General features: G+C 64.4%; 25 protein-coding genes. 6 read left to right on the top strand and 19 right to left on the bottom strand.

Annotated features, from left to right (window positions below; genetic code table 11):
- The first annotated feature begins 10 nt into the window (after nucleotides 1-10).
- The 3 genes from ACFXIV_RS40940 (at nucleotide 11) to ACFXIV_RS40930 (ending at nucleotide 2,535) form a co-directional block, all read left to right on the top strand.
- The gene (locus ACFXIV_RS40940) at nucleotides 11-736 is read left to right on the top strand and encodes an IclR family transcriptional regulator (protein WP_379402270.1); all 726 of its coding nucleotides are present in this window, start codon (nucleotides 11-13) and stop codon (nucleotides 734-736) included.
- Between the two features lie 379 nt (nucleotides 737-1,115).
- Nucleotides 1,116-1,793 carry an MspA family porin gene (locus ACFXIV_RS40935; RefSeq protein WP_379402271.1) on the top strand — a complete coding sequence of 226 codons (678 nt, stop codon included), beginning with the start codon at nucleotides 1,116-1,118 and terminating at the stop codon, nucleotides 1,791-1,793.
- Nucleotides 1,794-1,899: 106 nt separating this feature from the next.
- Nucleotides 1,900-2,535 (top strand): MspA family porin, encoded by a 636-nt coding sequence (locus ACFXIV_RS40930; protein WP_379402272.1) that lies wholly within the window; start codon nucleotides 1,900-1,902, stop codon nucleotides 2,533-2,535.
- A gap of 95 nt (nucleotides 2,536-2,630) precedes the next feature.
- Here the strand turns inward: ACFXIV_RS40930 and ACFXIV_RS40925 are convergent, their stop codons facing one another.
- Nucleotides 2,631-3,359 carry an IclR family transcriptional regulator gene (locus tag ACFXIV_RS40925; RefSeq protein WP_379402273.1) on the bottom strand — a complete coding sequence of 243 codons (729 nt, stop codon included), beginning with the start codon at nucleotides 3,357-3,359 and terminating at the stop codon, nucleotides 2,631-2,633.
- A 49-nt stretch (nucleotides 3,360-3,408) separates the two neighbouring features.
- Nucleotides 3,409-4,854, bottom strand: coding sequence for an aldehyde dehydrogenase family protein (locus ACFXIV_RS40920; RefSeq protein WP_379402318.1), 1,446 nt, complete (start codon nucleotides 4,852-4,854; stop codon nucleotides 3,409-3,411).
- Between the two features lie 339 nt (nucleotides 4,855-5,193).
- On the opposite strand from ACFXIV_RS40920, the gene ACFXIV_RS40915 reads away from it, so the two are divergent.
- On the top strand, nucleotides 5,194-5,829 hold the full coding sequence (locus ACFXIV_RS40915) for a 3,4-dihydroxy-2-butanone-4-phosphate synthase (protein ID WP_379402274.1): 636 nt from the start codon (nucleotides 5,194-5,196) through the stop codon (nucleotides 5,827-5,829).
- A gap of 98 nt (nucleotides 5,830-5,927) precedes the next feature.
- Here ACFXIV_RS40915 and ACFXIV_RS40910 read toward each other — a convergent pair whose 3' ends face one another.
- Nucleotides 5,928-7,526, bottom strand: coding sequence for an ABC transporter substrate-binding protein (locus ACFXIV_RS40910; protein ID WP_379402275.1), 1,599 nt, complete (start codon nucleotides 7,524-7,526; stop codon nucleotides 5,928-5,930).
- A 217-nt stretch (nucleotides 7,527-7,743) separates the two neighbouring features.
- On the opposite strand from ACFXIV_RS40910, the gene ACFXIV_RS40905 reads away from it, so the two are divergent.
- Nucleotides 7,744-8,316 carry a helix-turn-helix domain-containing protein gene (locus ACFXIV_RS40905; RefSeq protein ID WP_379402276.1) on the top strand — a complete coding sequence of 191 codons (573 nt, stop codon included), beginning with the start codon at nucleotides 7,744-7,746 and terminating at the stop codon, nucleotides 8,314-8,316.
- A gap of 51 nt (nucleotides 8,317-8,367) precedes the next feature.
- Here the strand turns inward: ACFXIV_RS40905 and ACFXIV_RS40900 are convergent, their stop codons facing one another.
- Genes ACFXIV_RS40900 through ACFXIV_RS40890 form a run of 3 tightly spaced genes read right to left on the bottom strand, consistent with a single transcriptional unit; the run spans nucleotide 8,368 to nucleotide 9,902 of the window.
- Nucleotides 8,368-8,682 carry a DUF2218 domain-containing protein gene (locus ACFXIV_RS40900; RefSeq protein WP_379402277.1) on the bottom strand — a complete coding sequence of 105 codons (315 nt, stop codon included), beginning with the start codon at nucleotides 8,680-8,682 and terminating at the stop codon, nucleotides 8,368-8,370.
- Between the two features lie 21 nt (nucleotides 8,683-8,703).
- A complete protein-coding gene (locus tag ACFXIV_RS40895) occupies nucleotides 8,704-9,351 on the bottom strand; it encodes an NAD(P)-dependent oxidoreductase (RefSeq protein ID WP_379421430.1) in 648 nt (215 codons plus the stop codon).
- A 47-nt stretch (nucleotides 9,352-9,398) separates the two neighbouring features.
- Nucleotides 9,399-9,902, bottom strand: coding sequence for a flavin reductase family protein (locus ACFXIV_RS40890; RefSeq protein ID WP_379402280.1), 504 nt, complete (start codon nucleotides 9,900-9,902; stop codon nucleotides 9,399-9,401).
- A 124-nt stretch (nucleotides 9,903-10,026) separates the two neighbouring features.
- Between ACFXIV_RS40890 and ACFXIV_RS40885 the strand changes: the two genes are divergently transcribed.
- Complete coding sequence (locus ACFXIV_RS40885; protein WP_379402281.1) at nucleotides 10,027-10,659, top strand: TetR/AcrR family transcriptional regulator; 633 nt, start codon at nucleotides 10,027-10,029, stop codon at nucleotides 10,657-10,659.
- Here the strand turns inward: ACFXIV_RS40885 and ACFXIV_RS40880 are convergent.
- The 13 genes from ACFXIV_RS40880 to ACFXIV_RS40820 form a co-directional block, all read right to left on the bottom strand.
- A complete protein-coding gene (locus tag ACFXIV_RS40880) occupies nucleotides 10,609-12,270 on the bottom strand; it encodes an ABC transporter ATP-binding protein (protein WP_379402282.1) in 1,662 nt (553 codons plus the stop codon). The two genes, ACFXIV_RS40885 and ACFXIV_RS40880, sit on opposite strands and share 51 nt — an antisense overlap.
- Nucleotides 12,267-13,172 carry an ABC transporter permease gene (locus tag ACFXIV_RS40875; RefSeq protein ID WP_379402283.1) on the bottom strand — a complete coding sequence of 302 codons (906 nt, stop codon included), beginning with the start codon at nucleotides 13,170-13,172 and terminating at the stop codon, nucleotides 12,267-12,269. The genes ACFXIV_RS40880 and ACFXIV_RS40875 overlap by 4 nt, the downstream gene beginning before the upstream one ends.
- Nucleotides 13,169-14,122 carry an ABC transporter permease gene (locus tag ACFXIV_RS40870; RefSeq protein WP_379402284.1) on the bottom strand — a complete coding sequence of 318 codons (954 nt, stop codon included), beginning with the start codon at nucleotides 14,120-14,122 and terminating at the stop codon, nucleotides 13,169-13,171. Before ACFXIV_RS40870 ends, ACFXIV_RS40875 begins: the two co-directional genes overlap by 4 nt.
- A 216-nt stretch (nucleotides 14,123-14,338) precedes the next feature.
- The gene (locus tag ACFXIV_RS40865) at nucleotides 14,339-15,691 is read right to left on the bottom strand and encodes an LLM class flavin-dependent oxidoreductase (protein WP_379402285.1); all 1,353 of its coding nucleotides are present in this window, start codon (nucleotides 15,689-15,691) and stop codon (nucleotides 14,339-14,341) included.
- On the bottom strand, nucleotides 15,688-16,503 hold the full coding sequence (locus ACFXIV_RS40860; RefSeq protein WP_379402287.1) for an alpha/beta fold hydrolase: 816 nt from the start codon (nucleotides 16,501-16,503) through the stop codon (nucleotides 15,688-15,690). Before ACFXIV_RS40860 ends, ACFXIV_RS40865 begins: the two co-directional genes overlap by 4 nt.
- Nucleotides 16,504-16,521: 18 nt before the next feature.
- Nucleotides 16,522-17,559, bottom strand: coding sequence for a hypothetical protein (locus ACFXIV_RS40855; RefSeq protein ID WP_379402288.1), 1,038 nt, complete (start codon nucleotides 17,557-17,559; stop codon nucleotides 16,522-16,524).
- Complete coding sequence (locus tag ACFXIV_RS40850) at nucleotides 17,556-17,942, bottom strand: Rid family hydrolase (protein WP_379402289.1); 387 nt, start codon at nucleotides 17,940-17,942, stop codon at nucleotides 17,556-17,558. Before ACFXIV_RS40850 ends, ACFXIV_RS40855 begins: the two co-directional genes overlap by 4 nt.
- Nucleotides 17,943-17,971: 29 nt before the next feature.
- Complete coding sequence (locus tag ACFXIV_RS40845; RefSeq protein WP_379402290.1) at nucleotides 17,972-18,709, bottom strand: metal-dependent hydrolase; 738 nt, start codon at nucleotides 18,707-18,709, stop codon at nucleotides 17,972-17,974.
- Nucleotides 18,706-19,764: a hypothetical protein gene (locus ACFXIV_RS40840; protein WP_379402291.1), complete on the bottom strand. Its 1,059-nt coding sequence runs from the start codon at nucleotides 19,762-19,764 to the stop codon at nucleotides 18,706-18,708. Before ACFXIV_RS40840 ends, ACFXIV_RS40845 begins: the two co-directional genes overlap by 4 nt.
- A complete protein-coding gene (locus tag ACFXIV_RS40835) occupies nucleotides 19,761-21,059 on the bottom strand; it encodes an LLM class flavin-dependent oxidoreductase (protein WP_379402292.1) in 1,299 nt (432 codons plus the stop codon). Before ACFXIV_RS40835 ends, ACFXIV_RS40840 begins: the two co-directional genes overlap by 4 nt.
- A gap of 38 nt (nucleotides 21,060-21,097) precedes the next feature.
- On the bottom strand, nucleotides 21,098-22,321 hold the full coding sequence (locus ACFXIV_RS40830) for an acyl-CoA dehydrogenase family protein (protein WP_379402293.1): 1,224 nt from the start codon (nucleotides 22,319-22,321) through the stop codon (nucleotides 21,098-21,100).
- Between the two features lie 17 nt (nucleotides 22,322-22,338).
- Nucleotides 22,339-23,775, bottom strand: coding sequence for a DHA2 family efflux MFS transporter permease subunit (locus ACFXIV_RS40825; RefSeq protein WP_379421429.1), 1,437 nt, complete (start codon nucleotides 23,773-23,775; stop codon nucleotides 22,339-22,341).
- Between the two features lie 8 nt (nucleotides 23,776-23,783).
- Nucleotides 23,784-25,355: an ABC transporter substrate-binding protein gene (locus tag ACFXIV_RS40820; RefSeq protein ID WP_379402295.1), complete on the bottom strand. Its 1,572-nt coding sequence runs from the start codon at nucleotides 25,353-25,355 to the stop codon at nucleotides 23,784-23,786.
- Nucleotides 25,356-25,372: the final 17 nt, after the last annotated feature.

The following is a 25,372-nucleotide window of genomic DNA, read 5'->3' as shown; positions in this document are numbered from 1 at the left end:
GATGCCGGGCATGGCCGAGATCGCTCAGACTGCCGACCACGCACTGCGGATCCTCCTCGAACTGGGGAACGGGGAACCGCTGAGCCCAGCCGTGCTCGCCGAACGTCTCGACCTCAACCGCACCGTCGTCCACCGGCTGCTGGCCACCCTCGCCGCGCGCGGCTTCGTCTCACGCTACGGTTCGCTGTACCGGCCGGGCCCGACGCTCATCAGGCTGGCGAAAGTCATTCAGCCCGATCTGCGATTGATCGCGGCCCCCGTGCTCGAAGCCCTGGCTCAGCAGACGGGCGAGTCGGCGGTCCTGCACGTCCCGGACAATCAGGATGCCGTCGTCCTCGACCAGGCGGTTTCCAACCGACACATCGTGCAGGTCAACCACGAGATCGGATCTCGCCACTCGCTGGCCGTCAGCGCCAGCGGCAGGGCGATTCTCGCCTATTCCGAACCGGCTCTCATCAAGCTGATGACCCGAAACTCCGACCAGCCCGCCGGCCTCGAGCGTACGCTCGAAGCCGTTCGGCAGCTGGGTTATTCGACGTCGCACGATGAACTCCAGCAGGGTGTGCACGGGGTCGCGGTGCCGATCCTCACCCCGGACAACACCCCCCTCGGCAGCCTGGCGGTGCTGACCCCGGTCATTCGCTCGACCGGGATCGAGCAGTACATCGACGCGCTGCTCGCGGGGGCGAAGCAGATCACCGCAGCCCTCTTCGCCGGTCCGAGCGACGAGGGCTGACGGTGTCATCGCGGCACTGATCATCGGCTGACCCACGGGTTCCGTGGTTGCCGCATGCGCCAGAAATAGAGCCCATCATCCGATGATTTGCGCCCATCAATCGGTGATCAATCGTTTCCGATATTCGAAATCTCTTGATCTATATACGGTCTCATGTGCTAATGTCTGAGCCACTTCCAAGGCACTGGTTCCCTCGAACGAGGACACTTCGGCCGGAAGCAAACACCCCCCACCCCGTCGAAGACCGTCCAACCGTTGAAACGGCGACATTCATTCACCGAGCGAAACCGCCATGACGCATGGCCGGTATTCGCCGATAACGAATTCGGTTGGTCCAGTGTCTTCCGACCCCAAGACCCCTTTTTCACGGAGGATCTCCATGGCCCGCAACCGGACGCAGAAAAGGACCCAGGTCCTTGCTTCAGTCGGCACCATTGCCGCGTGCGGAACATTTTTCGGCACCGTAACAATCGGGCCGGCCACGGCCGACACATTCGTTCCGCTTCCTGACGGTCAGCGCCAGGGCCCCGATTCGGTCACCATTACCCGCAATGGCGAACACGCCATCATCTCCCCGTCCCTGGCGGCCAACGGAGCCGGCCGGAACGTATGGGTCAGCGGAAATGTCAGCGCCGATGTTCCGAACGCGCCCTCGACCACCCCCGGCCCGTTCAACTTCCCGTCCGGAAATCCCGGCACGAACAATTCGTCCACCCACGGAACCTCGCAGCTCAACACCGGATACATCATCGGATGCCAGGTCAGCATCGCCGACGACGCGATCAGCGCCGGTATCGCGGCGGGCATCTCCACCACCGGCGCGAATGCCTCGGGCTCCCTCGGCGTCAATATCGGTCCCGGCGAAGTCAAATTCGTTCCGATCGATTTCAAGGACATCACCGCGCCCGGCACCTACTCCGTCGAATACCAGGACGTCCAGATGGATATCCAAGGCTGCGCCGGCTATGCCCAAGCCCGCGCGTACACCGTCGTCGAGGTCGTCGGCGACCACTATTCGAAGACGTCCTTGTACGGTCAGCCCTTCAGCATCGGCTGACCGCATCCATTTCGGAAACCACCAAATCCTCGCAGGACATCAATAGGGAGAGGGACACTCCATGAAATTTCATAGCATTACAGGCAGATGCGGTGCCGCCGGCGTAATGGCCGCCGCATCGATTGTTCTCGCCGACACCGCGATCAGCCACGCCGACACCATCGTCCCGCTGGCGGGCGCGGAACTGACGAAAACGCTGTCCGACGGCACCGCGGTCACCGTTCGCATCGCCGGCGAGTCCGCGAATATCAACCCCTCACTGGGCGATACGCCGCTGCACCGGAACGCATGGGTCTCGGCGAGCGCACAAGTCGAACTGTCGGGCAACAACTCCGACGTCGGCGGGTCGATCTACCCCGGGTACATCGTAGGCTGCCAGGTCAATATCGCCGGCGGCAACGTCAACGGCGGTCCGAGTGGCGGACTGGACTGGAGCGACGGCCAGACCGTGCGCCCGAGCGCCGGAGCCAATGGCGGAGCCAGCCTGACTCTCGGTCCGGGACAGGCGAAGTCGTTCTATGTGCTGGATCTGGAAGCACCCGATCCGTTCGGCGCCGACACCCACAACAACTTCAACATGTTCAAAGGCAACAACGGCTCGGTGACGTGGGCAGATGAGACCATCGGGCTCAGCGGCTGCGCCGGGTACGCGCAGGCTCGCTCCTTCGTCAGCGTCGAGGTGATCACCCCGACGGTCACCTCCTGGATCACCGTCTACGGGCAGCCGTTCAGCATCGGCTGATCCGGACGGAACCGAACGAGCGCCCTGATCTCCGCCATCGGCGAGGATCAGGGCGCTCGTCGCTCGGCGTATTGCCGGAATTCCCAGCACAACCCCTAGTGGGATCCGCCGATCACACTGCGCGACAACGCATTCGAGATCTCGGCACCGACCGTCAACAGCACGTCGGCATGCCTGGTCAGATCCTCCGAACGCGATGTCGGCACCAGGATACCCACGCTGGCCACAGCCCGTCCGTCGTCCCCGAAGACGGGAACCGCCAAACCGTGTACGCCCTGCTGCAATTCATCATGTGACAGCGAATAGCCGAGCCGCCGCGTCCGGTCGAACTGTTCCAGCAGGACCTCCGGATCGCGCAGCCGCTCGACCACGCGCCGCACCGACGCATCATCGAGGAACGCGAGAATCGCACGGCCACTCGCCCCGTCCTCGAGCGGATGGCGGGAACCGATCGTGTGCTCCACCCGCACGATGTGCCCGGTGGACACCACCTGTTCGAGCACCACCGCCTCCTCGCCATCGCGCACATGCATCACGATGCTCTCCCCGACCTCCTCCGCCAGCCTGGTCATCGCGATGCGCCCCAACGCCCGAAGCTCCGGCTGCACACGCTCCGAAAGCCGCAGCAACGAGATCCCCGGGATGTATCCGCCCTCAGCGCGAGTGACGAAACCGCGCTCGCGCAGCGTGGAGAGCAGCCGGTGCACCACCGTCCGGTTCAATCGAAGATCGCGCGCCAGCTGAGCCGATGAGCGCGGCCCCCGCTCGGCCACCGCGAGCAGGATCGTCAACGCCTGATCGGCCGTCTTCGAGATCTCCGCCATCTCCCCACCTCTTCACCCAGCGAATTCACAGTGATAGCGCGGCCACGGGTCAACCGCTGATGAAGTTGACCGTCTTCTCGACGGTGTTCGCCGTGATCGCCTCCGTACCCAACTCCACGCCGACCCCGCTCGACCGCTGACCCGACCACGGCAGCGCCGGATGCGGCGGACCCCAGGCGTTGATCCAGACGGATCCGGTCTTCAGTGCCTTCGTATAGCGGGCGATCGCGGTCGCGTCGTTCGTCCACAGCACCGCGGTCAGGCCGTAGGCCGTATCGTTCGCCAGCCGCAGGGCTTCCGCGTCGTCGGCATAGGGGATCACCGTCGCGACGGGGCCGAAAATCTCTTCCCTGGCGATCGTCATATCGTTCGTACCGATGAAAACCGTTGGCGCGAAGAAGAATCCGGTATCACCGATCTGACTGCCGCCGATGATCAGGCGGGCGCCCTCGGCGATGCCGGACTCGACGTACCGCCGTACCCGATCTAGTTGAGCGCGGCTCGCCAGTGCACCCATCGTAGTCTCCGGGCTCATCGGGTCCCCGACGACGATCGACCGCGCGATCTCTGCCAGACCCGCCGCGACCTCCTCGACCCGCGATTCGTGCACCAGCACCCGCGACCCCGCCGCACAGGTCTGACCCTGATTGGCGAAATTCGCGTTGGCCACCACGGGCAGCGCCTGCGCGAGATCGGCGTCGGCCCTGATGATCTGCGGCGACTTGCCGCCGAGTTCGAGGGTGACCTTCTTCAACCCGTCGCCCGCGATCGACGCGATCCGCCGGCCGACCTCCGGGCTGCCCGTGAAGCTGATCTTGTCGACGTCGTCGTGCCGAACCAGCGCCTCGCCGGCCACCGCCCCCGATCCGGTCATCACATTCACTACACCGTCAGGAAACCCGGCCTCCTGAATCAACTGCGCGATATGCAGGGTGCTCAGCGACGCCAGCTCGGCGGGCTTCACGACCACGGTATTGCCGACTGCCAACGCGGGCGCGAGCTTCCACGACAGGATCATCGTCGGCGCGTTCCACGGGGTGATCGCCCCGACCACGCCCACCGGCTGGCGCAGCGTGTAGGACATTCTGTCGCGACCCGCGAACGGCGGCAGCGAGAACGTCGACCCCGTGACCTTGTCGGCCAAACCCGCGAAATAGCGGAAAGTATCGGCCGCGAGCGGAATCTCGAAGAGGAACGGTTCATTGAACGGCCTGCCGACATCGGCGGCTTCGAGACGAGCGAGCGTCTCGCGGTCACGTTCGATCAGGTCGGCCAGCTTCCAGAGCAGTCGTCCCCGTTCGCTCCCGGACAGCTCCGGCCAGGGGCCGCTCTCGAATGCCCGCCGAGCCGCCTGGACGGCCGCGTCCACGTCGGCGGCGGTTGCCGCGCTCAGTGTGGCGAGCGGCTTTTCGGTGGCGGGATCGACGACATCGATCTCCCCTCCATCGGCGGAGGGTAGCCAGACGCCTCCGATGAACAGGCGCGTATTCGGCATTCGGATACGAGTCACGGTGTCTCCTCACTCAAGTCGATCCAATCGGATCGATTATCGCACAGCATGTTCGTTATACGAACACTTTCGGTGGAGCCTATACCAGCCCACAGCCCGTTGCCGCAGCCCGTTATCAACGGGCCGAACCGAGATCCAAGCAGGCTGCTGTCTCGACCCAGACCATCCCGCGATGCTTGACGGATCGCCCGGCCTGCCGCACACTCACAGACACATTGTCCGATTTTCGGTACATTGTTCACCATATTCGAACTTTCCGATCGATGGCGATCATGCCGCCGGAGCCCGGCCATGCGCACCATGAACCCGCAGTAGGAGCAGCAGATGACCGAACCCCGCTCAACCCTGGACGACTGTCTCCATGATCTGACTGCGGGCCGAGCCATAGTGCTACGCGAAGATCCGGAGCTGGCCACCCGCACCGCCCTCGTTTTCGCCGCCGGAGCCGCGACCACTGAACTCTGCGCCTTCGCCATCCGGCACACCTCCGGACTGCTGACCGCCACCCTGTCGTTCCAGCGAGCCACGCAGCTCGGGATACCCGCCCTCGCCCCGTCCTTCTTCGCCGCCGAACAATGGTGTGTGAGCGTCGATGCCGCCGACGACATCACCACCGGCATCTCGGCGGCCGACCGCGGACTCACCGCACGCCTGCTCTCGCGGGAGAGTTCCACTGCGGATTCCTTCCGTCGGCCGGGCCACCTGATGGTTCTCGCGCTGGATCCACAGGCGCGGACACCCGGATTCGCCGGTGCGGCAACCGCTCTCGCCGTTTGCGCGGGACTGCCGCACACGATCGTCATGGCCGATCTCGTCGGCCTGTCGAATCCGACCGGCCTGGCGAACCTCGATGACGCGGCAGCTTTCGCGAATCTGCACTCCCTGCCGCTCGCCGACGCCGGCGATATCCGCCGCCGGGTAGCCGCGGAGTCCGACGGCCGGGTCCCGTCTCACCATTGATTCCGATCCGGACATCGAAGCAGAGCGGAGTATCGACTCCGCTCTGCGATCCGCGTTGACCGCTGTCCTCACCTGACCGTCTTCGGTTTATCCGACCGTCAGACCTTGTAGACCTGCTTGAACTTCGCACGCCCCAGACCGAAGCCGGTGAGATCTGGGGTGGCCCATCCCGCGAAAGAACCGCTGTATGCGTCCACCGAGTTCGGGAAGAACGGGATCAGATAGGGGCCCCGGTCGAAGAGGATCCGCTGCATCTTCTTCACCAGCACGCTCCGCTGACCCGCATCCAGCGTCGCCTCGGCCTGCTTGTAGACGGCGCGATACTCCTCATCGTTGTAATTCGACGGGTTCCCCTCGGTCGCGTCGGCGACTGCCGCGGTGGTGAGGAAGGACACCGACGGCCACGTCGTGACTGCCAGTGGCCATTCCGCGCTGTTCTGCGCGCCCACACCGAACAGGGTGGCCGGATCCACCTTGCGGACGACGAGATTCAACCCCGCCTTCTTGGCGTTCTCCGCGATCACCGAACACACCTCGACGACACCCGCCGCGATCGGGCTGGTCACCAACTCGATCGGCGCACCGTTGTATCCGGCATCGGCCAGCAGCTTCTTCGCCGCCGGAATGTCCTGCTTGCGCACCAGTGACGTATCGAACGCCGCGTCGTAGGGCGAATACACGTCGCTGGCCGTGACGCCGTGACCGGACAGCGCCACCGCGACGGCCTGATCTCGGTCCACGCACAGCCGCAGCGCCTGCCGCATCCGCGGATCCGCGAAAACTCCCTTGTCGCTGCGCATCACGATCGGCGAGAAGGCCCCCGTCTTGGATTCCAGCATGTTCAACCCGTTCTGCTTCAGCACCGGAATCTGCGCGTACGGCACCTGCGTGATGGCATCCACCTGACCACTGATCAGCGCGTTCACCCGCGCCGCGTCGTCGGTAATGTCGACCAGCACCAGACTGTCCAGCAAAGCCGGTGTGTCCCAGTAGTTCTCGAACCGATCGAACACGCTCTGCTGCCCCGGAGTGAAGCTCACGAACTTGAACGGTCCCGTACCGACCGGCTTCAGCGGGTCGTAACCCACCGGAACCACATTGCACAGCTGGCCGTCACCCAACCGGGTGGCGAAGGTCGCGCACGGCTGCCGCAGCGGAACCTGAACCGTCCGCGCGTCGATCTTCTTCAGGCCGGCCACATCCACCGGGCCCAGCTGATTCGCGCCGAACGCGACCAGCTTCGGGTCGAAGATGCGCTGCAGCGTGAAGATCAGATCATCGGCATCGAGGCTCTTGCCGTTGTGGAACTCGATCCCCTGCTTCAAACGAATGGTCCACGAATCCGCGGTGGCGTTCGATTCGACAGTCTCGGCCAGCCGGAAGCTGAACTTGAACTCGTTGTCGATCTGTGTCACCTGGTCGTAGAGGTTCGCCAACCGGAAACCGTCGGGAACCGTCGCGGTCTGATGGGCGTCGAGCGAATCGGTCACGCCGCCGCCGGCCAGCCCGACCCGCAGGGTTCCGCCCTTGGTGGGGTTGCCGGTCAGGCCGGGGGCCGAGCCGTTATTGCCGTTACCACATGCCGCGAGCAGCCCGCCGAGCACCAGAAAGGAGGCTCCGGCGGTCGCACCCTGCAACAGGCGACGACGAGACAATGGCTGCTCGAGCCTGCTCGACGCAGATCCATTTTCATTCATGTCTTTTCTCCACTGTCTGATATCGCCTGGAGCTGCGGCACGGCAGGCCGATGATTTCGCCGATAAGCACAGCCGCCCATGCGCGGGCGGTCTTATCGGGAATTGCGGTAGGGGGCCACTCCATGGGAGCGTTTCCTCTGAGAGTATATACGTAATTCTTTAGTAGACAACCGGTACGACAAAGAAGTTGCTCCGCAACCATGGAAGGATCGCTGGCATGACAGACCACCTCCAGGCACTCGCTGCCAACGTCAAACGTCTGCGCGAGGTGCACGGACTCTCACTGGCGCAGTTGAGTGACCGGTGTGGCGTCGCGAAGGCCACGTTGTTCAAGGTGGAACAGGCTCGAACGAATCCGACCCTGGAAACCATGGTCGCCATCGCCGACACCTTCGGCGTTCCGTTCGCCGACCTCGTCGGCGTTCCCGACCGGGCAATCGTCGAGGTGGTCCGGCCCGGCGAGGGCCAGAACATCTCCGACAACGCCTCCGACGGGAGCATTCTGCGCAGCCAGGTGATCGGCGCGGGCACCCTCGAGGTGCACTCGCAACGCTTCCACAGCGGCGTCAGCGAGGTCTCCCCTTCCCACGGCACCGGCGCCCGCGAACACGTCCTGGTCCGAACGGGATCGATCACACTCGGCCCGGTCGGGTACGAGGTGACGGTGACGGCCGGCGACTACGTCACCTACCCCGCGGACCGTCCGCACCGCTGGCAGGCCGTCGACGGCGACGCCGAACTGTGGATCGTGCACACCTATCCCGGTGGCACAGCGCATATCGAAATCTAGTGCGCCGCATGGATTCTCACCCGCTCATCGATGGGCGGGTGATCGATCCGCTCAGGCATCGCTCCACGACCAGGTGATATCCAGCTTGTCCGTCTTGGCCGAGAATCTCACCAGATGCTCGGTGAGCGCCTCGCAGATCGCCTCGACCGTGCCGGCGTCTGCCGCGCTCACCCGGAGCTCGAGGGCCGCATCGGAACTGGCAAACTCCACGACACACGCCGAGAACTTCTCGTCGGCATCGAAGTGCATCGTGGCCTGCCCCTCCGAATCCTCCAGCCTCGCCGCACGCCGGCCCCAATGGCCGACGAACTGCTTGACGTAACGGGCACCGCGGTCCGTCGCGATCGATGACGTATTGGTGAACATTATTATTTACCTATCGTTGTTCTAATATCCGACAGTGAATCTCTGGTCCACGAAATGCGGTTCCTCGATCTCATCGAGAATGGCGGTGGCGAAATCCTCATACGAGATCGACGATCTCCCGGCCGCGTCCACGACAGGGCCATCGAGTCCCGTGCGATACATACCCAGACGTTGCCCCGGCTCGAAATACACCGGAGGCGGCGAGATGAAAGTCCAGCTCACGCCACATGCCGATGCATGCTCCCGATAGTGATCCAATGCCGCGGCCTGCGCCCGGGCAGACCCCAGGAAGGCCACCGGAAATCCGGGCGAATCGACAATTCGCGTTCCATCCGGGGTGAGCAGACTGCCTCCGCCACCCATATGAATCAACCGCGGGCGCGGGACCTTCGCCGCAGAAACTACCGCGACCATATTCTTCGCGACTTCGAAGGCCGGATTGCCGTCTCGAGATCCCACCGCGATCACGATAACGTCGACACTCGGACAGATTCCGGCCACGAAGTCCGCATCCAGTGCATCTCCCTCCACCAACTCCGAGCCGGGCATAATTTGTGTGGATGCCGCATTGCGAACCACCGAAAGCACCGTATGCCCACGAGGCAGCGCTTCACCGGCGATACGCACTCCAGCCGTTCCAGCGGCACCGAATATTGCGATTCTGGACAAAATACCTCCACCTACCCGGTCAGAACTTCGGTAATCGGCCGGCCCGATCAATCCCGCTCGGCGCCGACAATCCGATGGAACCCGCTGCGATGAAAGACGAGCGGATCGGAGTGCGCGCCGATATCGATGAGATTCAGTGCGAGAACGACGATCAGATGGTCACCGGCGACCGTCGACGAATGAATCGAGCCTTCCATCCACGCCGCCGCGTCATCGATCAATACCGCTCCCGACGGACGCGCCGAATAGCGCACGTTCGCGAACCGATCGCCTTCCTTGGCAGCCAGATCCCGCGCGATCGACCGGTTCGCCTGACTGAGCACGCTGACCCCCAGCACCGCACTCTCGGCCAGGATCGGCCAGGTCCGCGACGTATCCTGAATGCACACCGCTACCAGCGGGGGATCCAGGGACACCGGCACGAAGGTGCTGACGGCCATGCCCACCGGCGACTCGCCGTCCAGGGCGCACACCGCGACCACGCCGCTGGGGCATTCACCGAATACCCGCCGCAGTTTCACGGAGTCGAACTCTCTCGTAGCAGACATCATCAGTATTGCCTCTCAATTCGAGACGACCGGATTCGAGGCGAAGTAGGTACCACGACATCGAGTCGTCCATCGTATAATCTTGCGCACATTCCGGTATCTGTGACCGATGTTCTATGCTTGGGCCATGGCCAAACGAACCCCAGGGTCCTCCGAGCACGACTCGGATACGAAGTCCAAGGAGAAGCCTGCCAATCCGGGTTCATCGGATCGGTCGACCTGGCGGCCGCGTGACCCGAAGGCCCGGCGCGCACTCATAATCGCCACCGCCAGGGATCTCATCATCGAAGTCGGCGTTCGACAACTGACCCACCGCCTGGTCGCGGAACGCGCGAATATTCCGCTCGGATCGACCACCTATTACTTCGCTTCATTGGAAGACCTCCTCGCCGAAGCCATGGAATATCAAATGCAGCAGCAGGACGCCACCATGCAGTATTGGGATGACCGGCTGATGAGTTCGACTGATCTCGCCGCCGAAATGGCCGATCTGGTCGCCACTTATCTGGAGGATGGCGGAATGCCGACCGCTGAATTCGAACTCTTTGTCGCGGCATTCCGGTCCGAACGTATTCGCGGCATCGCGAAAGAATCACTCGGCCGCATAGTCGGGGTGCTGACCCCGCTGATCGGAGCCGAGTCCGCGACCGAATTGGCGAGCTTCAGCGAAGGAATCATCCTGCGTTCTCTCATCACCGACGTCATTCCGTCACGACACGATCTGCGCCGTTCCTTCGCGAAGATCCTCCGTACCGACTGAGTCTGCTCGAAAATCGAGGACCAGCTCGGTCGGCAGGACCGGAGTGTCGGCCAGCAGTCCGCGGGTATACGCGGCCCGGGGGCTGAGCAGCACTTCGGCCGCGGTCCCGATCTCGTCGATGCTGCCCTGATGCAGGGACATGACAGTGTCGGCGATCTCGCTGACCACCGCGAGATCGTGGGTCACGAACACCAGCGCCAAGTGCTCTTCTTCTTGAAGCTCCTTCAGCAGCCGGATGACGCCCTGTTGCACGGACACATCCAGCGCCGAGGTCACCTCATCGCACACCAGCACCCGCGGCCGGCTGATGAGCGCACGGGCGATCGCCACCCGCTGCCGCTCGCCGCCCGAGAGCTGAGCCGGGTATTCGCTGGCGATCGATGCCCTGAGCTGGACCCGATCCAGCACGCTGCTGATCCGCGCGTCCTTCTCCGACCGCGACAGCGAGGTCAGCAGGTCGAGCGGCGCGCCGACCGAATCCCGCACAGTACGACGGGGATTCAACGCACTGAACGGATTCTGGAAGATGTACTGGATCTCGCGTCGCTGATCGCGGGTACGCCGCCGCGCGTGCGGGCGCAGTTGCGCACCGCCGAGTTTCACGGTTCCGGCATGCTGATGATGCAGGCCGACGATCGACCGCGAGAGGGTCGACTTTCCAGAGCCGGACTCCCCCACCACCGCGAGACACTCGCCCGCGTTGAGGGAGAAGCTGATACCGGACAGGATCGGCGTCCGCCCATAGGAGGCGCTGAGGTTCTCCACGGTCAGCACGGGCGGACCGGCCGCGGTCACGGCCCGCACAGGCGTTTCCGTGCGTGTCGCCGCCGTCATCAGGGTCGGCACCGCCGACAGCAGCCGGCGCGTGTATTCGTGCTCCGGCCGGGTGAAAACCTGTTCCACCGCACCTGACTCGACGATGCATCCCTTGTACATCACCATCAGGCGGGTCGCCATATTCGCGATCACCGTCAGATCGTGGGTGACGTAGAGGGCGGCGACGCCGTGCGCGCTGCTCATCTCCTTCACGATCTTCAGGACCCGCGCCTGGGTGGTCACGTCGAGCCCGGTGGTCGGCTCGTCCAGGACCACGAGTTTCGGCTTGAGCAGAAATGCCATGGCGATGGAGACGCGCTGCTGCTGGCCGCCGGAAAGCTGGTGCGGAAAGCGTTGTGTCACATTCATTTCCGGGCCCAGGCCCACCTCGACCAGGGCGTCCGCGATGCGCGTCTCGACCTCCGATTTCGCCAGGCCCGGTTCATGGAATTCGAACAGCTCGCGCAGCTGAGTTCCGATGCGGTGCGCCGGATTCAGCGCAGTGGCCGGGTCCTGCGGAATGTAGGCGACCGTCCGGCCGCGCATGTCCCGCAGCTCCTCCGCGGACATCTCGGCGATATCGCGACCGTCGATCACGATATGGCCGCCGGATATCTCGGCGCCGGCGCGAACGTCACCGAGCAGGGCGACACCCGTGGTCGTCTTCCCGGAGCCGGTTTCCCCGACCAGTCCGACGATCTCGCCAGGAGCGATCTCGAAAGCGACATCCTCGACGATGACGGTTCCGCTGCTCTCCAGCCGGACCTGCAAACCATTGACGGAAACTGTGTTCATTTTCCGGCAGTTCCCTTCTTGCGATTGCGACGCGGACCGATTCGGCCGATGACGCGACCGACGCCCTCGGTCAGCAGATTGGTGCCCAGCGTGAAGACGGCGATACACAGCACCGGTGCGATCAGGCCCCAGGGTTGGATGGCGAGTCCGAGGCGGTTCTGATTGACCATGAGCCCCCAGTCGGCGGCGGGCGGTTGCAGGCCCTGACCGACGAAACTGATGGCTGCGACGACGCCGATCGACCAGGTCAGCCGCAGGCCGAACTCGACCATGATCGGGGTGATCACGTTCGGGAGAATCTCCCGGAACAGGATGTAGGGCGTCGACGCCCCCAATGCCTGTGCGGCCTGGGTGTATTCGCGTTTCGCGACCTCCATCGTCGCGCCGCGCACCACGCGGGCGACACCGGGAATCCACGCCAGCGCGACGACGCCGGAGATCAGCAGGGGTTTCGGGCCCAGCAGGGACACGAACAGCAGCACCAGCACAATTCCGGGGAAGGCCAGAATGATGTCCATGATCCGCATGAGCGTGTTGTCGACGAGGCCCGACGAATAGCCGGCCAGCAGCCCGATCGCCGAACCGATGACAACGCCCAGAATGGTTGCGAGCGCGGCCATCCACACCACGCTGCGTCCACCCAGCAGCGTGCGCGACAGCACGTCCTGCCCGAGGTAGTCGGTGCCCAGCGGGGTCGCTGACGAAGGCCCCTGATAGGGCATTCCGACGAGATCTCCCGCGCTGTGCGCTGCGAAAACCGGTCCGATGAAGGCGATTGCGAGCACGATCGCCGTCAGCGCCAGCCCGGCCACGAATCGCGGTTCGCGTAGACAGCGGGACCAAAGGGTGTGCCGGTCAACCGTTTTCGGCTCGGAAGTGATTGTTTCTGCGGTTGCGGTCACAGCTGCTCCGTCCTGAGCCGGGGAGAAACATAGATCGTGACGACGTCACCGATCAGATTGAGAACTACATAGGCGAGGGCGAACAGCAGTGTGACCGCCTGGATCACCGGGAGATTTCTGTTCGACACCGCGTCGGAGAGGGTCCGGCCCAGACCCGGATAGTTGAACAGGTATTCGACCACGACCGTGCCGCCGGTGAGATAGGCCAGCGTCATGGTCGCACCCTGAATGGTCGGCACCAGGGCGTTCGGAAGCACGTGTCGGCGGACGATCGCGGATGCCGGGACACCCTTCAATCGCGCCATCCGCACATATTCACTTTCGAAGACTTCGATGACCGAGCCGCGGGTGAGCCGGGTGAGATACGGGAAGCCGGCCAGTACCAGTGTCGCGACCGGCAGGATCAGCTGCTCCGGCTTGTGGAACGGGCTCTCCCCCGCGGCGATGACGCTCACCGCCGGAAGGACGTGCAGGATCGATGTCGCGAACACCCCGACGAGGATGAGCCCGACGACGAATTCGGGGATCGCGGTCAGCGCGACCGAGGCGCCGAGCACACCGACATCGACCGCGCTGTCGCGCCTCGCGCCCGCGTACGCGCCCAGCAGGATCGACAGCGCCACCACGATCCCACCGGCCAGCAGGACCAGGGTCAGAGAATTGAACAGCGGTCCCGAAATAACCTTCGTGACCGGTTCCTTGCCGCCAAGCAGCGAGTTTCCGAAGTCCCCGTGGAACAGGTTGCCCAGCCAGGAGAAATACTGTTCCACCAGCGGCCGGTCCAGACCGAGCTGGTTTCGCAGGGCCGCGACCCGCTCGGGTGTCGCGGAATTTCCCAGGATTGCGCTGGCCGGGTCGCCCGGTAGCGCCTGGGTCGCGGCGAATACCAGGACCGTCACCGCGAAGGTGGTGAGAAGCCCGTATGCGACCCGCTGCGCGGTGAAAACCAACCTGGCTCTCCCACCCCCAGAAGCCCGAGCCGGTCGTTCAGTTTTGCCAATATGCACCGACGATCCGCGGTGCAGATCGTCGCTACTCACCGGTTGTTCATCGGTATCTGGGTGGTGAGAAAGAGTCATGTTGGATCATTTCATCTTGGATTTGTGCAATGACTGCGACGCAATTCCCGGAAAGCCACGCACCGGCGAATTCGATCGCGACTCATATCAGATGACCGGCACCCGGAGTTCGTCCACGTGCGATGTCATCACATCGAGCATTCCCTCGCCCTCGACATGCGCGTGCGCCGGACGCGGCGGACGCGGCGACCGTGCGCCGGCCTCGGCCAGGGTCTCGTAGCCGGCTGGCGGGGTGTGGGCCCAGAACGGTCGTCCGCCCGGGGCACGGAAACGTGGGATCACCTCGCGGGCGAACATGCTCATGCTCTTGCGGGTCATCCACTCCGGCATGGTTCCGCCATCGGCGGTGACGACCACCTGTCCGGCGCCCAATTCGTCGACGACCTGTTCCAGGCCCGCCGCCACGGTGTCGGGAGAGCCGACGATGGCCATGCCCTCGCGCACCAGATCATCGAAATTCAATTCCGACGGCGACTTGGAGCGATATCCGCCGCCCATCATGCCCTGCAATGACTCGACGCTGGTATATCCGGGCGGGAACGCATCGTGGAAAGCGGACCGCATCAGGTTCTGGTGGAACCACATCAGATGCGGTTCGGCTTCCTTCCGGGCCTGCTTATCGGTCTCGGCGACATAGATATGGACGACGGCGGCGATCTGGTCTCGGTTCGTCTCGTAACCGTATTGGTCCGCCGCGATCTGACGGAACGTCTGCGTATTGCGGATGAGGGTCTTCCGCGGATTCATGATCGCCATGTAGGTGTGCTGGCCGGCGGCCGCCACCTCCAGCGATTCACGGGAACCGGCCGCACGAATCCACATCGGCGGCACCCGCAGCGGCCGCGGGTAGATATTGGCGATGGGGAGGTGGAAGTACTCGCCGCGATGCTCGAACGGGCCCGGCTCCGACAGCGCCCGCTTGATGAGCGACAGGCTCTCCTGGTACCGGCCGCGCGCGGTGGTCGGGTTGACGCCCATCTGGTGGTAGGCGGGACCGATGCCGAGCGGGAAGCCCACATAGAAGCGTCCACCCGACATGATGTCGAGCAGCGCGATCTCCTCGGCGACCTTCAGCGGGTTGAGGTAGGTGTTGATGACCGGACCGACCGCGCCGACATGAATGCGGGACGTGCGGGCGAGCAGCCACGAGGCCAGCAGCATCGCGCTCGGGAACGGGCCCGGCGCACGCTGTTCCATGGTGACCATGCCGTCGAAGCCCAGCTGCTCACCCATTTCCAGGGTGGTCAGATACCTGGCGAGGGCCTGCTGGGACAGCAGGGGCTGGCTGAACTCCCCGTTGGGAAGGTCGACGTAATTGGATTTGCGACCCTCGTTGATGTCGGGGATGTAGCCGTCGTTTCCCGACATGAAGAGGTGGAATTTCAGCCGGGACAGCTCGGCCGCGCCGCTATTCGATTCGGTGTCAACGGTATTGGTCACGAGTGCACTCCCGCGGTCGTCGCGATCTGCGCCGCCAGGCGCTTGGGTTCTTGAATGATGAGCAGATGCTCGGTGGGGGCCGCGGTGCCGGTCAGCGTCGTGAGACTGGCCTGCGGAAGGATTTCGGAGTACTTGCGCGCGATGGAGAGCGGCAGCACCCCGTCCCGCTCGGGGACGATGACCTGGGCCGGCACCTGGACCCGCGGCAGTCGCGTCTCCAGCTTGAGGTTGTAGCGCGGGTTCCAGGACACGCGGGCGAGCGCCGTCGCCTCCTTGTAGTTGTGGATCATCTGCGCGGCGGGGTCGCCCTCATCGAGATAGGCGACCCAGTTCGGGCCGTCCGCGCCGAGCATGGCGTCCAGCCCCTCCTGTTCGTTCATCCGGAACAGGTCCGGCATGGCATCTTCCGCGTCGGGCCGCAGGCCGCCCGGCGCGACGAGGGTCAGCGACCGCAGGCGCTCGGGATAGAAGGACGCGAATTCGGCGGCGATCCAGCCACCGAACGAATGACCGACCAGGTGCACCTTGTCGAGCTCGAGCGCGTCGAGGAGATCGGCGTAGTGGATGGTGAGGTCGTCGAACGTCGTCACCCAGTCGGGCAGCGGGGTGTCGCCGAAGCCGGGGTGCTCGGGGACGATGACGTCGAAGGTCTGCGACAGTTCCTCGTACAGCGGCAGCCAGCGCCGCGTCAGGCCGGCGCCGTGCAGGAACAACAGCGGTTCACCGGATCCTTTGCGCCGGTAAGCGGTCGGCAGTCCGCGGACATCGAGGGTGGACGGCGGGGTGTAGTCGTCCCATGTGGGTTCGCTCATCGGAGTTTCCTCTTCTCTCTAACTGGACTGAATGCCGGCGGTTTCGGGTCGCGCTAGGTGATGCCGGTATTTCGGGGTGGGCAGACTCGACGCCTGGATGTATCCCGGGGGCGCGGCGAGCACATCGGGGATCCGGTTGATCACGGTCGCGTTGACCGCGTCGGGTCCGGGCACGATTTCGTGGCCGAGGGTGATGGACGGATCGGCGTCGAGGATCGCCTCGAAGGTGGCGTCCACGTCCGGTCGCCGTGCGGTCGTCGAATGGTCGGCGGACAACACGAATCCGTTGTCGCTGGTCAATGTCGCGAATTCGCGGACACCGATGATCTCTCCGACGCCGAAGGTGTGATCCAGCGTTTTCGAATACAGCGGTTCGGTGGCGAGCACCGGTGTGAATTCGCGTTCGATCCGGCCCATTTCATGCCCGAGTTCGCCCGCGATGATCGGGAGCACCGAGCCGAGGACCGAGGGCATCGTCCGCAATCCGGCGACCGCTTCGGCGAATCCCTCCGGTGTGGCCCCGATTCCGAGCTCGTCGAAGAACTCTCGCGGGTACCCGTCGACGCCGTGATGCTGCCGCACCAGGATCGAGCGCAGGTTCCGGACCGCCGCCGAAGCGTGCACGACCAGGCCGACCCAGCACACGTCCTGGATTCCGGTGGCGACGATGGAGACGCCGTACCGCGTTGCGATCTCGTCGAGTTCGGCGACAGCCTTCGGATCCAGGTCATAGCGGCTGAACAGGAACTCCGAAATGGTCAGTACATCGAGGCCGTGCGCAGCGTAGGAGCGCGCGATGTCGATGAACCCATCCAGTCCCACCCGGGCCGCGAGCAAGGCGATATCGGCGGCTGGCAGTATCGGCACGATATCGTCGATACTCGCGCTGACCCGCACCTCGAGGGCGCCGGCCTGCCCCAGGACATCGGTGAGAGTTGTTCCGGCCCACCGCGGATCGACGGCGGCGATCACCTCGATGCCGGCGTCCAGCGCGAGCCGGGCCACGGCGCAGCCGTGTTCCCCGAGTCCCACGATGATTGCGCGGATCGGTGTCATCGGAGTTCGGCACCCTTTTGCGCCACGATCTCGACTTCCATCTTCATCTCCGGGTTGAAGAGTTCGCAGATGGTGAGAGCGGCGGTGTAGGGACGGGGTTCGGGCAGTGCCTCGGCGAAGGCCGTATCGAATTGTCCGGCAACTTCACGGGAGGTGACGTACGGGCGGATCATGACGATGTCGGACATCGAGAACCCGGACTGTTCGAGACGATGCGCGATCTTGGCGATCGCCGTCTTCGTCTGCTCATAGGTGCTCTCGGACAATTCACCGGTGGCGGGATCGTGACCGGCCTCGGTGATGAACATCCATTCGCCGTTGTCGATGGCGGTGGAAAACGGGAATGGTGCGCCGGGCGGGCTCCAAGTGGTCCACGTGGTCATTGCTTTCAAACCCTCTCTTGTTGTTCGAATTACGTGTTGGCAGTGGGAAATTCGAGTGGTTGCGTGCGAGCCACCAGGTCGACCCACGCACCCGGCGTCAACTCGATGACCTCGACGCCCTCGGGCACGTGCTGTCGAAACTCCGCGACGGTTCCGGCGAGGAACGGCTCGGTGCCGTAGTGGGTCGGTACGACCCGCGATACCCCCAGCAGTTCGACCGCGATTCCGGCCTCGAGCGGGCCCATGGTGACGTGCCCGCCGATCGGCAGTACGGCGAGATCCGGTGCGTGGATGCGCGCGATCAGCTGCATATCCAGGAAGGCACAGGTGTCACCGGCGAAATAGACCCGGACACCGTCCTCGAGTTCGACCACGATGCCGCAGGCTTCACCGAGTGCCGTACCGTCCGGAGCGCTGGACGAATGGCGGGCGTCGGTGAGGCTGATGGTGACGCCGTCGATGGTGGTGGAGCCGCCACGATTGAGCGATTCCCCCACATTGACCTCGAGCCCCTGCGTCGCGAGCCAGAACCGCAGCTCCCAGGCGGCGATGACCGGGCAGCCGAATCGCTCGTACAGTTCGACGGTTTCCCCGACGTGGTCGAAATGCCCGTGCGTCAACGCGATCAGATCGGCTTTCTCCGGATGCCGTTCTCCCTCAGGGCAGGTCGGCGAGGAAAGCCAGGGATCGATGTAAATGGTCTTGCCGCCAGGGGTTTCGATCCGGTAGGCGTTGTGACCGAGCCAGGTCAACGTTCCGTTCGTCATCTGGTGACCCCGTATGTGCTGTCATCGGTGGAGGCGAGGGCCGCGACTCCGCCGCCGGCGAGCGCTGGCGAGGAGGGCGGGAAGTGAGCGGGGTCGAGAACTCCCGGATCCGCGTTCACAACATCGACCAGGCGGGCGACCACGGCCGCGTCGGTGAGCCGCGCGCCCGGGAAGGGCCGGTGTTCGAGCCGCAGGTCCGGATCGCCCCGAAGGATCACGGTGTCGGAGGGATCGGCGTCGGACGGGAGGAGTCTGCTGATGAAGCGGCCGGTGAACTCGACGCCCGCGGCCTGGAAGCGGATCGTTTCGACGGCTCCAGCGAGGCTTCCGGCCGGGATCGTGCCGCCGTGACCGTCCGGCAGGACAGTCTCCGCGATTACCGGTTCGAATTGCCGTTCGATCGCGCCGGCGCGCAGGCCGATCCGGCGGGCGAGAACACGTAGAGCGGCACCCAGTATCGCGGCCTCCTGTGACAGCAGTTCCTCCACCGCCGCGAACTGGGAGACATCGGCCCCCAGCTGAAATACCTCGCCCACCGATTTCGACAAGTCGCCCAACCCGACGATGTGGTCGATATCCACGCCGTGCAGATCGGCCACGAAATTCGTCACCAGCGCGGGCAGCTGCACCCACCACAGGTCCTGAATGCCGGTCGCCAGCACCGACACACCCGCCGCGCGCGCCCGCTCATCCATCGCGAACCGCCACTGCTGCGACGGATCGAACACCTCGGTTTCCAGGGTGACGGCATTGACCCCGTGGTCCAGGCAGGCCAGTAGTACCGCATCGTGCGCGTCGACGGGCCCGGAGATGGCGAGCACAGCGATCACCGGCCTCCGCATGGCCGCGGCGAAGGCCGCCGCCACCTCGCGCTGGATGATGACAGCATCGTCGGCGCCCTCGATCACCTCGGACAGGGCGCGGCCCGCATCACCGCGATCGACCGCGGCGACGATGTTCGCACCGCGCTTCACCAACAGCTCACCGATGCGCCGGCCGTGAAAACCGATGCCCACCAACGCGATATCGAGGCCGCGCAGTCCGACGGCGGTCATTTCGCGTACTCGTTCCGCACCTCGACGACCCCGCGGCCTGCCACCGACGCACGCGGCTGCAACTCCGGGCGGCCGTCGCGGGCGGCGAGTTCGGAGATCGTCCGCCAGCCGGCGGCCGGTTCCCCGCGATCCCACACCGGGCGACCGTCACGCCGGAACCGCGGCATAACCTCCTCGGCCAGCAAGCCGAGACTCTTGCGCACCAGCCAGGTCGGCATGGTGCTCTGATCGGCGATGACGATGACGCGGCCGGCCTGCAGGCGCTGCGCCACGAATTCCAGCTTCTCGGCGACGGTATCGGGGGATCCGGCGATGAGGGTGTGGTCGGCCACCGCCTCCTCCCACGTGGTGTCGGCGACCTCCTTGCTGCGGTAGCCACCGCGCATCATTCCGCTCAGCGACGCGGTGCTGACGTGTCCGGGCGGGAATGAATCGTAGAAGTGCGATTTCAGGAAGTTCTGGAAGACCCACATCAGATGCGGTTCCATTTCCTCGCGGGCCTTCTCATCGGTCTCCGCCACATGCAAATTGACGACGGCCACTGTCTGGCGCGGGTCGGCTTCATAACCAACGTCCCGGCACAGTTCCCGGAACAGCGCGGTGTTCTTCTCCAGCACCGGCCAGGGCACATTGACCGCCTGATAGGCGAGCCGCTTCTCTGCGCACAGTTCCAGGGTTTCGCGGGAGCCGGCCGCGGGAATCCACACCTCGGGATGCGGGGTCTGCATCTGGCGCGGCCACGGATTCACATACGGAATGTGGAAGTACTCGCCGCGGTGCTCGAACGGGCCGTCTTCGGTCCAGGCCCGCAGCATCAGATTCAGTGCCTCGCGGTAGCGTCCGCGCGCCTCGGCCGGGTTGGTGACACCGTAGGAGTGGTACTGCATGCCGATACCCATCGGCAGTCCGAGAATGAATCGGCCGCCGGAGAGGGTGTCGAGCACATTCACCTCTTCGACCAGTCGCATCGGGCTCGCGTAGGCGTTGAGGATCGGCCCGACTGCGCCGACACGAATATTCGAGGTGCGCGCCGCGACCCAGCCTGCGGTCTGCATGGCGGCCGAGCTCAGCCCGATCGGCCCGTTGTGCTGTTCGGTGGTGAGGACACCGTCGAACCCGAGGTGCTCGGCGTGGACCAGGGTATCCACATACTCCGACAGCACCTGTTGTCCGCGCAGCGGGCGGTACATGCTGTTCGGCGTCGAGACGAACAGGCTCTTGCGATCTGTCTCCACCGCGCGCGGCACATACGGGTAGCTGCCGTTATTGAATAGGTAGAACTCTAGTTCCGTCATATTTCGTACCGTTTCGTCGTCGTTGGTGTACCGGCCGACTAGCCGGCCAGCTCCTCGGTGAGGGGTTCCTCGAGCAATTGCCGTCCGGCCAGCTCCAGGTGGTCCTTTCGGAAATATCGATGCCGGACCGCGGTGGCCATGTCCCGGAAGATCCGCTCATAGGGTTCGGTCTGCAGAATCGACCGTGAACCGAAGATCTCCATAATGAGGTCCATGGCCTGCCAGCACAGCCGCGCGGTGATTATCGGGGCGCTGGTCAGCGCGGCTTCCTGTGCGGCGGAAAGGGGTTCATCGGCCCACAGGGCATCGGAGACCTCAGAGAAGAGCGACATCGTCGAGGCGCGCGCCGCCTGCCATAGTCCGTGTGCTTCGGCGAACGCGACCTGCACCGAGGTGCGGGACTTGAGGGTCGCGCCCCGATGGGATTTCGCGTCGGCACTGAGGTATTCCTGCAGTTCGTCGAGTGCGCGTTTCACCAAACCGAGCGGAACACCGGCTTGATTGGCGATGAAGACCGCGTAGTACCGCATGAGTCGATGCCGCTCGGGCGCGCCTTCGAACAATTCCCCGAACGGGAACAGCAGATGCTCGGGAATCTCGTACCCGGACACGGACCAGCCGGTGCTGCCGCTGCCGTTCAGGCCGGTGGTGAACCAGGTGTCGTGAGTTTCGATCACCCGCTTGGGAACCCACGCCATCCAGGTTTGCGGCTTACCGTCCGGACCGCACACCACCTGGCCGTCGTCGTATTTGTGGAAGGAGGCTACCGCCAGATCGCAGTTGCGGATTCCGGTGCCGAACGCCCATGTCCCGCTGAGCCGGTAGCCGCCCTCGATTCGCTCGGCGCGGCCGATCGGATGCATTGTCGCCGAGGTCGGCATGTCCATCGACGCATACAGTTCCCGCGCGACCTCGTAGGGCAGCAGGCTCGCGAACATCCCGGCGTCGGCGAGGATCGTGACGTTCCAAGCGGTGGAACCGTCGTGGTAGGCCAGTTCCTCGAGCAGTTCGACCTGCTGGTCCAGCCGCATCTCGGGTCCACCCCACGACGCCGGGAATCCGATGCGGAACGCACCCGAATCCACAAGTGCCGCAAGCACATTCGCGGTCAGCTGCTGCTCCCGCTCCATCTCCGCGGCATCGGCGGCGATGACCGGGCCCAGCGCCCGCACGCGCTGCATGATCTCGTCGGAGCTCAGATACTGGTCCTGATTCCAGGTCGCCTCGGTGGTCACGGAAGTGCCATCGGTATCGGTGGTCATTCTTTCGCCTGTCTCCTTCATATGGAAAGCTCCCGCCCCGTCATCGCGGAATTGCCCGGCACTTCGGCGGCCGCGGCGTCGTCGCGCCGCATGGCCGCGTGAACTTCATCCCGGCCCGGGATCAGCGAGGCCACTACCGCCGCAATCGCGAGCAGCACGGCGCCGCAGCTCAATGCCAGCCGATAAGAGAAGAGTCCGTCCGCTTCCGCGGACCTTCCACTGGCGATGATCGTGCTGAGGAGGGCGACGCCGGCCGCCGAGGCGAGTTGCATTATCAGCGTCCACAGGGTGGAGGCCGACGAATTGTGTTCCTGGTCGACGGTGGCGAAGGCGATCGTCTGACCCGGCAGCATCGAATACGCCATCGCAGATCCCACCAGGAACATGCACAGAGAGATCACGGGAATCGATGCGACCGGAATGATGATTACCAGCAGCGCGACGAATGCGGCGGCAGCAATCTGCCCGATTACCAGCAACAGCCGAACACCATAATGTTTCATCAGTCGCATGGCAATTTGAGTGGAAATCGCGACGCCCACGGCCTCGGGAAAAGTGGCCAGGCCGGCCGCGAGCCCCGAGGAATGCATCCCCTCCTGCAACAGCACAGGAACAACGAACAGCAGACCGCTGAACCCGATATAGGAGGGGACCATGACCGCGGCCGTGCGGGAAAGAAAGCGATTGCCGAGCAGCCGCAGTTCGATGAGCGGATGATCCGATCGCAATTCGATCCGCACGTGCGCGGCGATCAGCAGGATCCCGAGCACCCCGGCGGCCGGCACATCGGGGCTACTCCAGCCGCGGGACGGGCCGATCGCCAGCACGTACATCAGCCCGCCAACCCCCAGGCTGGCGGTGAGAAAGCCGCCGAGATCGAACTTCGCGGGGGTCCGCAGCTCCTCTCGCCGCATGTACTTCGCGCCGAATAGCAGGGCGACTACCGCGATCGGAATGTTGACGAGGAATATCCAGTGCCAGGACAGGGTGTCCACCAGCAGACCGCCGACGACCGGCCCCGATGCCGGGGCGATGACCATCGGGAACATGAGTATTCGATTCGCGCGCGCCCGTTCCGAGGGCGGGAAGGCGTGCAGGAACATGGCCAGCCCGACCGGTGAGAGGATTCCACCGGCGGCGCCTTGCATCATCCGATACACGCCCAGTTCGACGAGACCGGTGGCGGTCGCGCAGAGCAGCGATGCGACCGTGAATCCGATCAAGCCGGCCAGGAATATCTTCTTCCGCCCGAATCTGTCACTCAGCCATCCCGAGGCGGGCATCGCCAAACCGAGGAAGACGAGAAAGCCGACGACAGCTATATCGACATCGGATGCTCTCCTTCCCATTGATTCGGCGATGCTCGGCAGCGCGACGTTGACGATCGTCGTATCCATCATGGTGATGAACATGACGGCCACGTAGACGACGGCGACCGCGGCTTTGGTGGACACTTTCATCGTCAGGCCGACCTGTAGACTTTCTTGAATTGCGCGCGGCCGAGACCTATTCCGGTCAGATCCTCTTCGATCCATCCACCGAACGAGCTGTTGTGGGCATCGACGGAATTCGGGAAGAACGGAATCAAATAGGGGCCGTCGTCGAAGAGGATCCGCTGCATCTTCTTCACCAGCGGCGCCCGCTGCGCCTCGTTCACCGTCGATTCGGCCTGCGCGGCCAGCGCACGGTAGGCGTCATTGCGGTAATGCGCACCGTTTCCTTCGACCATGTCGGCCACCGAGGCGGTCGTCAGGAAGTACTCGGCGGGCCAAATAGTCACGGCCAGTGGCCATTCCAGGTTGTTCGCGCCGAACAGGGTCGCGGGGTCCACCTTGCGGACGACGAGATTCAACCCCGCCTTCTTGGCGTTCTCCACGATCACCGAACACACCTCGACCACACCCGCCGCGATCGGGCTGGTCACCAACTCGATCGGCGCACCGTTGTAGCCGGCCTCGGCCAGCAGCTTCTTCGCCGCCGGGATGTCCTGCTTGCGCACCAGCGAGGTATCGAAGGCCGGATCGAACGGTCCGTAGACGTCGCTGGCGACGACGCCGTGACCCGACAGCGCGACCGCGACGGCCTGATCGCGATCCACGCACAGCCGCAAGGCCTGCCGCATCCGGGGATCCGCGAAAACTCCGGTGTCACTGCGCATCACGAGCGGGGCGAAGGAGCCGGTCTTGGATTCGACCAGGTTCAGATTGTTCTGCTTCAACACCGGAATCTGCGCGTACGGCACCTGCGTGATGGCATCCACCTGACCACTGATCAGCGCGTTCACCCGCGCCGCGTCGTCGGTAATGTCGACCAACACGAGGCTGTCCAGCAAAGCTGGTGTGTCCCAGTAGTTTTCGAACCGATCGAATACGCTCTGCTGCCCGGCCGCGAAGCTCACGAACTTGAACGGCCCGGTGCCAACCGGCTTGGCCGGGTCGTAACCGACCGGAACCACATTGCATAGTTGCCCGTCACCCAACCGGGTGGCAAATGTCGCGCACGGCTGCGCCAGCGGAATCTGAACTGTCCGCGCGTCGATCTTCTTCAGGCCGGCCAGGTCCACCCGGCCGAGCTGAGTGGCACCGAACGTCACCAGCTTCGGGTCGAAGATGCGCTGCAGCGTGAAGATCAGATCATCGGCGTCGAGCGTTTTGCCGTTGTGGAACTCGATTCCCGACTTCAGGCGGAGGGTCCACAGATCTGCGGTGGCGTTCGATTCGATGGCCTCGGCCAGCCGGGGGCCGTACTTGAACTCGTTGTCGACCTGCGTCACCTGGTCGTAGAGGTTCGCCAGCCGAATGTTGTCGGCCTGGGTGATCCCGAGGTGTGCGTCGAGGGTGTCGGTCTCGCCGCCACCGGACAGGCCGACTCGAAGCGTTCCGCCGTTGGTCGGCGTACCCGATGTACCGGATCCGGATCCGCCGCCGCTGCCGCACGCCGCGAGCAGCCCGCCCACAGCCAGCAGGGAACCGCCCGCGAGCGCGCCCTGCAGCATGCCGCGGCGAGTTATCGGCTGGTCGATACCTTTCGACACAGAATGTCCTTTGTTCA

Source organism: Nocardia sp. NPDC059236, assembly GCF_042754085.1.
Taxonomy (GTDB): domain Bacteria; phylum Actinomycetota; class Actinomycetes; order Mycobacteriales; family Mycobacteriaceae; genus Nocardia.
The sequence above is the reverse complement of the archived record's forward strand: the minus strand, read 5'-3'. Positions and strand labels throughout refer to the sequence as shown.

Excerpts from the sequence above, each read along its gene's own strand:
- ACFXIV_RS40940 (WP_379402270.1), top strand. The coding sequence starts at position 11 with ATGGCCGAGATCGCTCAGACTGCCGACCACGCACTGCGGATCCTCCTC.
- ACFXIV_RS40935 (WP_379402271.1), top strand. The coding sequence starts at position 1,116 with ATGGCCCGCAACCGGACGCAGAAAAGGACCCAGGTCCTTGCTTCAGTC.
- ACFXIV_RS40930 (WP_379402272.1), top strand. The coding sequence starts at position 1,900 with ATGGCCGCCGCATCGATTGTTCTCGCCGACACCGCGATCAGCCACGCC.
- ACFXIV_RS40925 (WP_379402273.1), bottom strand. The coding sequence starts at position 3,359 with ATGGCGGAGATCTCGAAGACGGCCGATCAGGCGTTGACGATCCTGCTC.
- ACFXIV_RS40920 (WP_379402318.1), bottom strand. The coding sequence starts at position 4,854 with ATGCCGAATACGCGCCTGTTCATCGGAGGCGTCTGGCTACCCTCCGCC.
- ACFXIV_RS40915 (WP_379402274.1), top strand. The coding sequence starts at position 5,194 with ATGACCGAACCCCGCTCAACCCTGGACGACTGTCTCCATGATCTGACT.
- ACFXIV_RS40910 (WP_379402275.1), bottom strand. The coding sequence starts at position 7,526 with ATGAATGAAAATGGATCTGCGTCGAGCAGGCTCGAGCAGCCATTGTCT.
- ACFXIV_RS40905 (WP_379402276.1), top strand. The coding sequence starts at position 7,744 with ATGACAGACCACCTCCAGGCACTCGCTGCCAACGTCAAACGTCTGCGC.
- ACFXIV_RS40900 (WP_379402277.1), bottom strand. The coding sequence starts at position 8,682 with ATGTTCACCAATACGTCATCGATCGCGACGGACCGCGGTGCCCGTTAC.
- ACFXIV_RS40890 (WP_379402280.1), bottom strand. The coding sequence starts at position 9,902 with ATGATGTCTGCTACGAGAGAGTTCGACTCCGTGAAACTGCGGCGGGTA.
- ACFXIV_RS40885 (WP_379402281.1), top strand. The coding sequence starts at position 10,027 with ATGGCCAAACGAACCCCAGGGTCCTCCGAGCACGACTCGGATACGAAG.
- ACFXIV_RS40880 (WP_379402282.1), bottom strand. The coding sequence starts at position 12,270 with ATGAACACAGTTTCCGTCAATGGTTTGCAGGTCCGGCTGGAGAGCAGC.
- ACFXIV_RS40860 (WP_379402287.1), bottom strand. The coding sequence starts at position 16,503 with ATGAGCGAACCCACATGGGACGACTACACCCCGCCGTCCACCCTCGAT.
- ACFXIV_RS40855 (WP_379402288.1), bottom strand. The coding sequence starts at position 17,559 with ATGACACCGATCCGCGCAATCATCGTGGGACTCGGGGAACACGGCTGC.
- ACFXIV_RS40850 (WP_379402289.1), bottom strand. The coding sequence starts at position 17,942 with ATGACCACGTGGACCACTTGGAGCCCGCCCGGCGCACCATTCCCGTTT.
- ACFXIV_RS40845 (WP_379402290.1), bottom strand. The coding sequence starts at position 18,709 with ATGACGAACGGAACGTTGACCTGGCTCGGTCACAACGCCTACCGGATC.
- ACFXIV_RS40840 (WP_379402291.1), bottom strand. The coding sequence starts at position 19,764 with ATGACCGCCGTCGGACTGCGCGGCCTCGATATCGCGTTGGTGGGCATC.
- ACFXIV_RS40835 (WP_379402292.1), bottom strand. The coding sequence starts at position 21,059 with ATGACGGAACTAGAGTTCTACCTATTCAATAACGGCAGCTACCCGTAT.
- ACFXIV_RS40830 (WP_379402293.1), bottom strand. The coding sequence starts at position 22,321 with ATGACCACCGATACCGATGGCACTTCCGTGACCACCGAGGCGACCTGG.